This is a genomic window from Undibacterium sp. Tian12W (genome assembly GCF_049339405.1).
In the GTDB taxonomy this organism is placed as follows: Bacteria; Pseudomonadota; Gammaproteobacteria; order Burkholderiales; family Burkholderiaceae_D; genus Undibacterium.
In genome coordinates, this window is record NZ_JBMPPK010000023.1 from 38907 (window position 1) to 50541 (window position 11635).

8 protein-coding genes are annotated in these 11635 nt (G+C 49.4%); 2 read left to right on the forward strand and 6 right to left on the reverse strand.

What is annotated here, in order from left to right:
* Nucleotides 1–40: 40 nt before the first annotated feature.
* On the forward strand, nucleotides 41–2023 hold the full coding sequence (locus ACO0LI_RS24975) for a family 43 glycosylhydrolase (RefSeq protein ID WP_423036058.1): 1983 nt from the start codon (nucleotides 41–43) through the stop codon (nucleotides 2021–2023).
* Nucleotides 2024–2093: 70 nt separating this feature from the next.
* Here ACO0LI_RS24975 and ACO0LI_RS24980 read toward each other — a convergent pair whose 3' ends face one another.
* The 6 genes from ACO0LI_RS24980 to ACO0LI_RS25005 all read right to left on the reverse strand — a co-directional run bounded on the left by ACO0LI_RS24980 (nucleotide 2094) and on the right by ACO0LI_RS25005 (nucleotide 9127).
* Nucleotides 2094–3479, reverse strand: a complete 1386-nt coding sequence (locus ACO0LI_RS24980) for an FGGY-family carbohydrate kinase (protein ID WP_422949982.1) — start codon at nucleotides 3477–3479, stop codon at nucleotides 2094–2096.
* 8 nt (nucleotides 3480–3487) lie between these two features.
* Nucleotides 3488–4504: an ABC transporter permease gene (locus tag ACO0LI_RS24985; RefSeq protein WP_422949981.1), complete on the reverse strand. Its 1017-nt coding sequence runs from the start codon at nucleotides 4502–4504 to the stop codon at nucleotides 3488–3490.
* Complete coding sequence (locus ACO0LI_RS24990; RefSeq protein WP_422949980.1) at nucleotides 4501–5508, reverse strand: ABC transporter permease; 1008 nt, start codon at nucleotides 5506–5508, stop codon at nucleotides 4501–4503. Before ACO0LI_RS24990 ends, ACO0LI_RS24985 begins: the two co-directional genes overlap by 4 nt.
* On the reverse strand, nucleotides 5505–7088 hold the full coding sequence (locus ACO0LI_RS24995) for a sugar ABC transporter ATP-binding protein (protein WP_422949979.1): 1584 nt from the start codon (nucleotides 7086–7088) through the stop codon (nucleotides 5505–5507). Before ACO0LI_RS24995 ends, ACO0LI_RS24990 begins: the two co-directional genes overlap by 4 nt.
* A gap of 171 nt (nucleotides 7089–7259) precedes the next feature.
* The gene (gene rhaS / locus ACO0LI_RS25000; protein ID WP_422949978.1) at nucleotides 7260–8264 is read right to left on the reverse strand and encodes a rhamnose ABC transporter substrate-binding protein; all 1005 of its coding nucleotides are present in this window, start codon (nucleotides 8262–8264) and stop codon (nucleotides 7260–7262) included.
* Nucleotides 8264–9127: a DeoR/GlpR family DNA-binding transcription regulator gene (locus tag ACO0LI_RS25005; protein ID WP_422949977.1), complete on the reverse strand. Its 864-nt coding sequence runs from the start codon at nucleotides 9125–9127 to the stop codon at nucleotides 8264–8266. The genes rhaS and ACO0LI_RS25005 overlap by 1 nt, the downstream gene beginning before the upstream one ends.
* Nucleotides 9128–9514: 387 nt before the next feature.
* Between ACO0LI_RS25005 and ACO0LI_RS25010 the strand changes: the two genes are divergently transcribed.
* Nucleotides 9515–11623 carry a bifunctional rhamnulose-1-phosphate aldolase/short-chain dehydrogenase gene (locus tag ACO0LI_RS25010; RefSeq protein ID WP_422949976.1) on the forward strand — a complete coding sequence of 703 codons (2109 nt, stop codon included), beginning with the start codon at nucleotides 9515–9517 and terminating at the stop codon, nucleotides 11621–11623.
* The last annotated feature ends 12 nt before the right edge of the window (nucleotides 11624–11635 follow it).

Sequence of the window (11635 nt, forward strand, 5' to 3'; positions counted from 1 at the left end):
GCTGGTTTTTTTCGCACGTCATATTTTCATACTATTTCTCATGACTTCACATGCAAAGTGCGGGATTGTTTTCCTTAGCCTGATATGGACAGTATTAATATCTGTGCCTGGTTTGTCGTTTGCCCAACCTGTTTTTAATAATCCATTAGTCAAAAATCGGGCAGATCCGCAAATATTTTTGCATACAGATGGCTATTATTACTTTACCGCCACAGCGCCAGAATATGATCGTATCGAATTGAGACGCGCACGCAGCATTAATGAACTTGCCACGGCAGATGCCAAAGTCATCTGGCGCAAACACGCTAGCGGCCCCATGAGTCATCACATCTGGGCCCCGGAATTACATTTCATTGATGGGAAGTGGTATGTGTATTTCACTGCTGGCAGGGCTGACGCGATCTGGGATATACGTCTGTATGTACTGGAAAGCAGTGCGGTCAATCCTGTTAGCGGCGAGTGGCTGGAGCGGGGACAGCTCAAGACGGGCTGGGAATCATTTTCATTGGACGCAACCACGTTCTCTCATGCTGGCCAACGTTACCTGGTGTGGACGCAGCGAGATCCTGCGCCGGATAAAAAGAATACCAATATCTATCTGGCGAAGATGGAGACACCTTTGTCTATTGCACGGCCAGCGACTTTATTGTCGCGCCCCGATTATGATTGGGAGAAACGTAAATATGAAGTCAATGAAGCACCGGCAGTATTGATCAGAAATGGGCGTATATTCATCACCTATTCAGCCAGCGCCACCGATGAAAACTATTGTATGGGCTTATTGACGGCACCGGCAAACGCAAATTTGCTTGACGCAAAGGTATGGAGCAAATCTTCTCAGCCTGTATTCAAGAGCAATGCTGCAAGTAATCAGTATGGTCCCGGACACAATTCCTTCACGACCACGGCAGATGGTAAAACAGATGTACTGGTTTATCACGCCCGTGATTACCGGGACATCAAGGGTAATGCACTGAATGACCCGAACCGGCATACCCGTGCTCAGACATTCAGCTGGAACGCTGACGGTACGCCAGATTTTGGACAACCTGGTGCACCCATGATTAATCAGGGCAAACTGGCTGCCAAGCCCTTGTTCAGAGATCCCATTATGGATGGAGCTGCAGATCCAGTGTTGGTGCGCAATACCACATTAGGGAAATGGTGGATGTTTTACACCAACCGACGGGCGAATGCTAATGATGTCCCTGGTGTCGCCTGGGTACACGGGACACGTATAGGCATAGCTGAATCAGATGACGAGGGTGCCAACTGGCATTACATAGGTGAGGCAGACATAGCGTTGCCGCCATCCATGGGCGGAATTGAGTCTACTCATTGGGCACCGGATATCATCCGGGCTGATGACGGCACCTACCACATGTTCCTGACTGTGGTATCCGGTATCTTTAATGACTGGAAACATCCGCGCTACATGGTACATCTGCGTAGCCAAGATTTACGTCACTGGCGCAATGCCAGGGTATTGCAGCTTGCTTCTGACAGGGCAATTGATGCTACGGTGCTGCGTTTGCTAGAAGGTGGATATCGCATGTGGTACAACAATGAAGTAGACAAAAAATCTATTTACTATGCCGATAGCACTGATCTTGAAAACTGGATAGACAAAGGCAAGGCTGTCGGTGATCAAAGCGGGGAAGGGCCCAAGGTTTTTTACTGGAAAGAGCAATGGTGGATGATTACTGATGTGTGGCGCGGGCTGGCTGTATATCGTTCAGATGACTTACTGAGCTGGAAGCGTCAGGTGAGCGGTAATCTACTTGAAATACCAGGGCATGGCGAAGATGATGGCGTCATCGGCGGGCATCCTGACGTTGTTGTCAACGGTGACAGGGCATTTTTATTTTATTTTACGCATCCTGGAAAACATGGTGCCGACCAGAAAAAAGATGGCAAGGAACAGCGGCGCAGCTCTTTGCAGGTCGTTGAATTATTACTGATTGAGCAGGGCTTGCAGGCTGACCGTGATGCACCTGCTTATGTCCGTTTATCGAATGATTAACGGCTGAAAAAAAGCAAAATGGGAACCAGGTAACAGGTTCCCATTGCTGAATTTCTGGATCGATTCTGACTTATCTGGACATCACCAATTCGCGCCACTTCGCCTTGTAAGTGAGTAATCCGGGCAGTTCCAGTTTGCTCACGGCACCAGCTTGTGAATCCAGGTCAGGCAACTTTTCCCAGTGATGCAACATCCAGGCCCCGTAAGTGGTGCCACTGGTGTCATTTGACAGCTCGATGTTTTGCTGCGGCCGCAAACTGGCAAGCATTGCTGCCAAGTAGGGATTGTTGGTAAAACTCCCCTCAATAATAATATCGCCTTCTGACCCCAGTTTTTCCAGACAATAATCAGTCATGAGTACGCAATACAGAGTGGCGATAGCATATCTTTCCTGCATGTTTTCTGGTGCTTGCCCTGATATTCTAGCCAATTGTCCAGAAAACGGGCCACCTGATTCGGCAAAGCAGGGCAAGGCAAAGGTATTTTGGCTGATCAGTTTGCGGATATCGGATGGCGTACAAGTCACAGGCTCCTGACCTGCCAGAATAGCAAACTCGCGCCCGCCCATAAAGCGCATGCAAGAAACTGCTTCGCCAAGCACATTGGTATTGGCCAGCATATCGGCATGTTCGTCCAGCCTTTCCTGGTCTGCGCCCAAGGCGGCAGCGATCGTCCAGGTGCCGGTTGATAGAACTGTGCGGTGCTTGTTACTTGAGTTGCTTGCATTTTTCAGATGACGTAACAGAGATGCATTGCTGTCATGTACACCACATATGATCTGGCAATCTGCTGGCAAACCGGTTTCTCTTGCTAATGTGGGACGTATCGTTGCCAGCCTGGACCATGCTTTTTGCATGGGTGGAAAAAGGGAAGCCCATGCCTTTTTCTCCACCAAAGAAGAGTATTTCTGCTGCCCGGTGTCCCACAAGTCCGTATGGCAACCCAGTGAACTGACTTCAGTTGCTGCAACACCAGACAAGCGCCATGCCCAGTACTGTGGATACATCAGTATATGTGAGGCTTTGGCAAATTCCTGTGGGTAGTTGTTTTGCAGCCAGGCCAGTTGACGCCCCAGATTGAGGCCTGCTGGCAAATTAGGAGAATAGCTTTGCTGGTATGGCGGGCGTAGCGGCTGATATTGATGATTATCTTGCTCAGGCAATTCTGATTCGTAGTCCAGAATTGGCAAAACCAGGCCCCTATCGTTTACCAAAGCGGCAGTGGCGCCATGGGTCACAGGAATGATTGCAGACACCCTGGCGATACGGGAGAACTCACCGCATACATGCAGCATCCACGACCATATTCTATCGGTGTCATGATGTGGGTAGATACCTTCGCGGACAATGTTGTTCGGACAGCGTTGCTCGGCCAAAGTATTTGCCTGCGCATCGAGCAGGCTGAGCTTTACATTGGTCTTGCCTATGTCAAGGACGATGCTGGCATTCTGCTTCATTTGCTTTTTTATTTTCTTTGTTTCTTAAGATTCATCAGGCGGGGCAGGGCAATGGTGATCAGCAGCAGGATGCCGACGATGATGGTCATGATAATGCCAGGAATATTTGCTAATGCCATACCGTAATTGACGATGCCCAATGTCAATACAGCCAGGAACACGCCGATAATGGTTCCAGCGCCACCAGCGATGCTGACACCGCCTAAAATCACCATGGTAATGATTTCCAGCTCCCATCCTGTAGCAATATTCGGGCGCGTACTGCCGATACGTCCCGTCAGGAAAAACGCTGCAAGGCCAGCCATGGCACCGGTCAGTGTAAACAGCATGAAGCGGTATTTATCGACCGCCACACCAGAAAACCTGGCGGCAACAGGGTTGTTGCCAATCGCATAAATGCGGCGTCCCCAACTTGTTGCATGTAACAGAATCGCGAACAGTGCAACAAAGAACAACAGGACGATGAATTGTCTGGGAATAAGATCAAAGAAATAGCCCTGGCCCCAGTCGATCAATAATTGCGGATATGAAGTAAATGCCTGGTCGCCAAGAACCACGCTGGCCAGACCGCGAAACAGTGACACGCTGCCTATCGTCACGACGATGGAAGGCAGGGCAAAGCGAGTCACCAGCAAGCCATTCAAACTGCCACAGACTGCACCAGTAAATATGGCGATGAACAATAAAGTGTAAGCTGGGAAACCGAGTGAATTCGCCAGCCCCATGGCAACGGAACACAATGCCAATATGCCGGATACAGAAATATCAATCTCGCGACAGATAATCAGCAAGGCCATGGGCAAGGCGATCAATGCTTTTTCACTGAAATTGAAAGTGCCGTCAGCCAGATTATGCAAGTCAAAAAAATTCGGCAACACCAGGCTGTTGACAATGAAAGCTGCTACAAACAGTATGGTCAGCAGGGTTTCCCAATGGGCGAAGATTTTCTTTAATTGAAAATCTTCGCGGTCGCGTATGGTGTAGCGTGAGCTATTGTTTGATGGTGTCATGGTAGTTGTGTTCACGTACTGCTCCTGATTGCATTTTTTTGCAGCAGTTGCAAAGGCAAAATTTGGCGGCTGCTTTTCTTATTGCTACGCGCATTGATCATGACCGCGGTAAGTATTACAACGCCGGTCAGCGCGCTTTGCCAGAAGGGCGAAATTTTCATGATGGGCAGAGCGTTGTTGATGACTGCCAGGAAAAGTGAGCCCAGTACTGCGCCAGATACTGTACCCGCACCACCGGCGATATTGATACCGCCAATAACGCAGGCTGCAATGACGGTGAATTCAAAGCCATAGGCAATTTCCGTATAGGCCACTGCGTAACGCGCCACCCACAGGTAACCGCACAAGCCAGCCATCAATCCTGACAAGCCATACGTCCAGAACAGGCGGCGCGGGGTAGGGATGCCTATGTAGTTGGCAGCATTTGGTTGATTGCCAATAGCATACAAGTCCCTGCCAAAATGCGTATAGCGGGCGAGATACCACATCACAGCAATAACGACGGCGGCAATCCAGACCAGGTACGTAATCCCCAATAACTGACTGAGCGGGAAGGCGATGAAGCCTGCAGGCATCTGGTGTGACGATACCCAGGCACCACCAGACAATACAAACACCAGGCCGCGATAGACGCTCATGGTGCCCAGCGTTACGACGATAGGCGGCAGACCCAGATAACCTATCAGGTAGCCATTGATCAATCCCAGGCCAAGGCCTATGGCGATTGCCACCAAGATAATCAGTAGTAGAGGCAGATCAGGAAATTTGGAGGCCAGCAAGGCAGACATCATGCCTGACAGCGCCAGATTGGATGCTACTGATAAATCGATGCCACGTGTAATGATGACAAACATCTGAGTCACCGCCAGCATGATCAGCAGAGTACTGTCGGTCAGCAAGTTGGCCAGACTTGAGGCACTGAGAAAAACAGGCGCACGTAGCCCAACAAGGACTATCAGAGAAACGATCATCAATCCCAGCAGAACTTCTCTCTGTTGCAAATACATCAAACGGTTCATGCTATTTCCTCTGCCATTTCCTTTACTATCTCCACTATTGATGCATCACTGCCAGACGCCGCAGCAACTACGCTCTCTGGTGTGGCATGTGCTCTGTCAAATACTTTTTTGATATGCCCTTGATGCATGACGATAACGCGATCAGACATGCCCAATACTTCCGGTAATTCGGATGACACCAGTATCACTGACAATCCGGTTGAAACCAGTTCGCTGATGAAACGGTGCACCGCAGCCTTGGAACCAATATCGATACCCTTGGTTGGCTCGTCCAGGATGATGACTTTGGGTTTGGTTGCCAGCCACTTGCCCAGGATGACTTTTTGCTGGTTGCCACCAGACAGTTCGGCGATCAGTTGCGTCAAATGACTAGCCTTGAGTTCCAGCTGCTCACTATAATGTCTTGAAATTGACGCTTCTTCACTGCGCCGCCTGCTGAGCAGGAAACCTATGCGGTCAAGGATGGGCAGGGTGATATTTTGCTGTACTGACATGGTCAGATGGCCACCTTGATGTTGCCGGTCTTCCGGAACATAAGCTATGCCATGAGCTATCGCATCTTTGGCTGATTTGATGTCCAATACTTTGCCTTGCAGGCTTACGCTGCCAGTGACGCCACTGCTGAGCCCAAACAGAGCTTGCATGACTTCTGAGCGGCCCGCACCCACCAGACCATAAAAACCCAGGATCTCACCCTTGCGCAAAGAAAAACTGATCTTGTCAAACTCGGTAGGGTGACAAAAATTTTTAACCTCAAGCAGGGTGTCGCCGATGACCACGTCTTGCTTGGGGAAGGTTTGATGGATGGAGCGCCCCACCATGAGAGACACCAGATCCGGTTCAGAGATATCAGCCAGTGCACCTTCAGCAACAAAATGACCATCACGTAAGACGGTATAGCGATCAGCCACGGCATAGATTTCATCAAACTTGTGTGAGATGAAAATCACTGCAGTACCGGCGGCGCGCAATTGCCTGATGATGCGGTACAGCTCTTGAATTTCTCGTTGTGACAGGGATGCGGTAGGTTCATCCATGATGACCACGCGCGCATCTTGCGACAGGGCGCGGGCGATCTCGACAAAGTGGCGCTGCGCCACGCTGAGGTCCTTGACCTTGGCGCGTACCGGCAGCGACACTTCCAGCCTGGCAAACAGTCTTTCAGACTGTGCTTCCATTAATGCCCAATCTACCCGTGCCGGAAAGCCGCACATGGGCTGGCGGCCTATGAAAATATTTTCTGCCACTGTCAATTCGTCAAACATGACGGTTTCCTGATGGACAGCTGTAACGCCCGCCAGCATGGCATCTTGTGGATTGGCGAAGCGAACTTGCTTGCCAGCGATGTGTATGCTGCCACTATCCGGTTGATAAATGCCAGTCAGTGTTTTTACCAAAGTGGATTTGCCTGCACCGTTTTCGCCTATCAGTGCCATGACTTCGCCTGCACGCACATTGAGTGCAACTTCGTGTAATGCAATGATGCCTTGAAAGCGTTTACAAATACCGGTCAATGCCAGAATAGGTGCCGCAGGTGAACCATCCGGGGCGATGGGAAACGGGTTGTGCTCGTTCGTCATTAAGATCATTAATATAAGGCAAGGCAATAATAGAAAAGAAGTCAGTTGCCTGCGTAAAAACTGGCAAGCACAAGCATGTGCTGCAGGTATTAATTTTCACAGGCAACTGATTCTATTTCCAGACAGCCCGTTCAAGCGCATCACGGGCCGGTACTGAACAAGTGTCTTTACTTAAAATATCTTGGAGAATTGCTCTACATTCTCTTTGTTGTAAGTAAAGGGCGGGGCCATCGCTGCTTCACCGTTTGCATCAATCTTGATCGTACCCATGCGGCCTATGGCAAAGCTGCCACCTGCCTTGGCATCTGGATTACCCTTGATAAATTCATTCGCGATATAAGTCGCAGCATAACCAAGATCAATGGGATTCCAGATGGCGAATTCTTTGACAGCACCGCTTTTGACATGTCCCGCCATTTCTGATGGCAAGCCCAGTCCGGTAACGAATACCTTGCCGACCAGTTTTTCATCGACCACGGCCTTGCTGGCAGCGTTGATGCCAACAGTGGAAGGGGAAATAATGACCTTCAGATTTGGATTGCTGCGCAACAGACCTATCGCTTCGCGGTAGCTTTTATCAGACTGGTCATCACCATACACAGTTGCCACCAGTTTAAGCCCGGCAAACTCAGGTTTTTCCAGGCCTTTTTTCATAACGTTAATCCAGATGTTCTGATTGGTCGCCTGGGCAGATGCAGACAAGATGGCGATTTCGCCTTTGCCGCCAGCCGCATTGGATGCCATTTCCAACTGCTTGATCCCTATCAATTCAGCATTGGATGGATTGAGCTGCATCAATCGGCCTTCTGGCGCGATCCCGCTATCGAAAGAGATGACCTTGATGCCGCGTTGCATGGCTTTTTTGGTGATAGGAACCAGCGCATTGGCATCATTTGCTGAAATGGCGATGGCATTGACCTTTTGACTGATCAGCGAGTTGATGATTTCTATCTGGCCTTCAGCACTTGGTGTGGTTGGGCCTGTATAAATAATTTCTACATTGCCGATTTGTTTGGCCGCTTCTTTGGCACCTTCATGTGCAGCATCAAAAAAACCATTACCCAGATTTTTAACAACGATGGCAATTTTTATTTTGTCTGATTTCTGTTCGCAGCCCTGCAAGGCACCCAGCATGCTTAATGCAATTGCTGCCAGTATTACTTTTCTTCTTTTCATCAAACTGTCTCCGTCTGGAACATGCTTGCAGACTCGGCGTCATAAGCATTTGTAAATTTATTTAATATGTCTTTTGCGGGTAATTCTTCCGGTGCCACGGTAATGACTTTGACACCAGACTGCTCAAGCAATTGCACGGCAGAGTCAGACGCGTAATGATCAGTGATGAGGCAAGATACGCGATTCAAACCGCACAGGATGAGGCCAGCTTTTTTGGCGAATTTGGAGCTGTCTGCCAGAACGATCAATTCCTCAGCCTGGCTGATCAAGCGCTTTTCAGCCTGTATCAGGAGAGGATCTACTTCCATCAGGCCCAGCAATGACAAGCCATAAACACTCATGAACATTTTTCCAGCGTAATGATGTTGAGTGATGTCGTTGTCAAAAGGGCTTAGGATGACATTCTGTTCGCGGTACACGCGGCCACCAGGTACGATGATTTCATTTTCACTGGAGACCAGCAGGCGCTCTGCCATCATGAAAGAATTTGTCAGTATCTTGAGCTTCTTATCGACCAGGAACTCAGCCATCATGAAGGTCGTCGTGCCGCCATTGATGATGATGGTTTCGCCATCGCTACACATGTTTGCCGCATAGCGTGCAATTGCCCGCTTTCTGTCGGCATAGCATTTGATATTGTTCTGGAAGGTCTCGCTGGTGAGCGCAATTGATCGTTTTACCTGCTGCAGGTTTTCTGCACCGCCACGCGTGCGGGTAAGCAGATTACGGGCTGCAAGCCAGCTGATATCGCGCCTGACAGTTGCCGGGGATGCGTTGAGCCATGCTACCAGTTGTTGAACGCTTGCTGAATTGTGCTCGGCGAGCAACTTCAGCAAACGCTTACGGCGTTTGTGATTTACCATTTTTGTCTCCGTCTGTTGCCGTCTGCTATTTTTCTTGCGGCATGCTACCAGTCATTATTTCGTCGTAATTTGCTGGCGTATAGCGAGACTAATCACTTAAAAATCGGGCGTCAATCATAAATCGATCAAATAACTGATTATTTTTCAACGTATTAATCTAGCTATGAAAATTTCAATCATCATGCTGACTATTGTGACTTCGATCAGCTTCTTGATTGCTTCTGTATTGACACTCAAAGCTGGCTGTTTTCTACTGACTGCCACTGCCAAAACGGACAAAATGCATCATTTGAGCAAGTGATGTGATTGATCCGCTCAGCTCTTGATCACTCAGAGCTTCAGGCTAATGAATTTGTCATAAAAACACTAATTAATCACGGAGAATGTATGACCTCAACGATGCAAACCGAGCAGAAGAAGCCTATTACTTCACTTTGGGACGATGCATACGCAGCTGGCCTGACTGAGCCAGAATTATTGCTGTATCGCTCAAATCTGCTCGGCTCTGATATGCGCATTACTAACTTTGGTGGTGGCAATACCTCTGCCAAGGTGATGATGCCGGACTATCTGACTGGCGAGCAGGTAGAAGTACTATGGGTAAAAGGTTCTGGCGGTGATCTGGGAAGCATCAAGATGGATGGCTTCTCGACTCTGTACATGGATAAGTTGCACTCCCTGAAAGGGCGTTACCGTGGACTGGCGCTGGAAGATGAAATGGTGGCTTATTTGCCACACTGTACGTTCAACCTGAACCCACGCGCTGCCAGCATCGATACGCCACTGCATGCGTATATCAATCGCAAGCATGTTGATCACATGCACCCTGATTCAGTCATCGCTATTGCGGCCTGTGCCAATAGCAAGGATTTGACACAAAAAATATTCGAAGGCGAGCTGGGCTGGTTGCCATGGCAGCGTCCTGGTTATGACTTGGGCTTGAAACTGGAAGCAGTTTCCCAAACGCAACCAAATCTGAAAGGCATCATCCTCGAAGGCCATGGTCTGTTCACCTGGGGTGATACTGCCAAGTCTTGCTATGAAACCACACTGGCGATCATACAGCGTGCCGAATCATGGCTGGAAGAAAATAGCCGCAAGCCGGCATTTGGTGGTGCCAAATACAGCGCGCTGCCAGCCGCAGAGCGTGCCAGCCTGGTTGCCCGCTTAATGCCTGTATTGCGTGGCAAAATCAGTAAAACAGAATTCAAACTCGGTCACTTTGATGACAGCACCACAGTGCTGGATTTTGTGTGTAGTAGAGACTTGCAGGCACTGGCTGCCTTGGGTACATCTTGCCCTGATCACTTCCTGCGCACCAAGATTCGCCCTTTTGTCATTGATTTTGATCCTTCCAATCCTAACTTTGATCAACTTTTGAGCGGTTTGGATGAAGGTCTGAATCAATATCGCGCAGATTATGTCGCCTACTATGAGCGTTGCAAGCACGACAATAGCCCGGCAGTGCGTGATGCCAACCCGATTATTTATCTGATACCTGGCATAGGCATGCTGTCGTTTGCCAAAGACAAGGCAACTGCCAGGATCGCTGGCGAGTTCTATGTGAATGCCATTAATGTCATGCGCGGTGCGAATGGTGTTGACAGTTATGTTGGTTTGCCAGAGCAGGAAGCCTTTGATATCGAATACTGGTTGCTGGAAGAAGCCAAACTGCAACGCATGCCCAAGCCGAAAAGTCTGGCTGGCCGCATTGCACTGGTGACTGGTGCTGCTGGTGGCATCGGTCAGGCAGTGGCACGCCAGTTACTGCAAGAGGGCGCCTGCGTCATGTTGACAGACATCGATGGCGAGGCATTGAGCCAGGCACATCAGGTCTTGTCCAAAGTGGCTGGTAAAGACAACGTAGCCATCGTCAGTGCCAATATCACCCGTGAAAGCGATGTAGAAGCCATACTGAGCGAAACTTCCCTGCGATTTGGCGGTGTCGATTTGCTGATCTCGAATGCCGGTATTGCATCTTCAGCACCGCTGGATGAAACGACACTGGAAATCTGGGAACGTAACCAGGATATTCTGGTCAAGGGTTACTTCCTAGTCAGCCGCAGCGCATTCCGTATCATGAAGCAACAGCAAATCGGTGGCAGCATGGTGTTTGTGGCCAGCAAAAATGGTCTGGTTGCTTCTGCTGGTGCATCTGCATATTGCACGGCAAAAGCGGCTGAAATCCACCTGGCACGCTGTATCGCCCTCGAAGGTGCGGCCCATGGCATACGCGTCAATGTAGTCAACCCGGATGCAGTGATTCGTGGCTCCCGTATCTGGGATGGCAAATGGAAAGAAGAGCGTGCTGTCTCGAATAAAATCGATGCAGATGATATTGAAGAATTCTACCGTCAGCGCAGCATGCTGAAACTCAGCGTATTGCCGGAAGATATCGCAGAAGCAGTGTACTTCCTGGCCAGCGACAAGTCTGCCAAGAGCACAGGTAACATCATCAACGTAGATGCAGGCAATGCTGCTGCATTCACGCGCTAAAATATAAAAAGT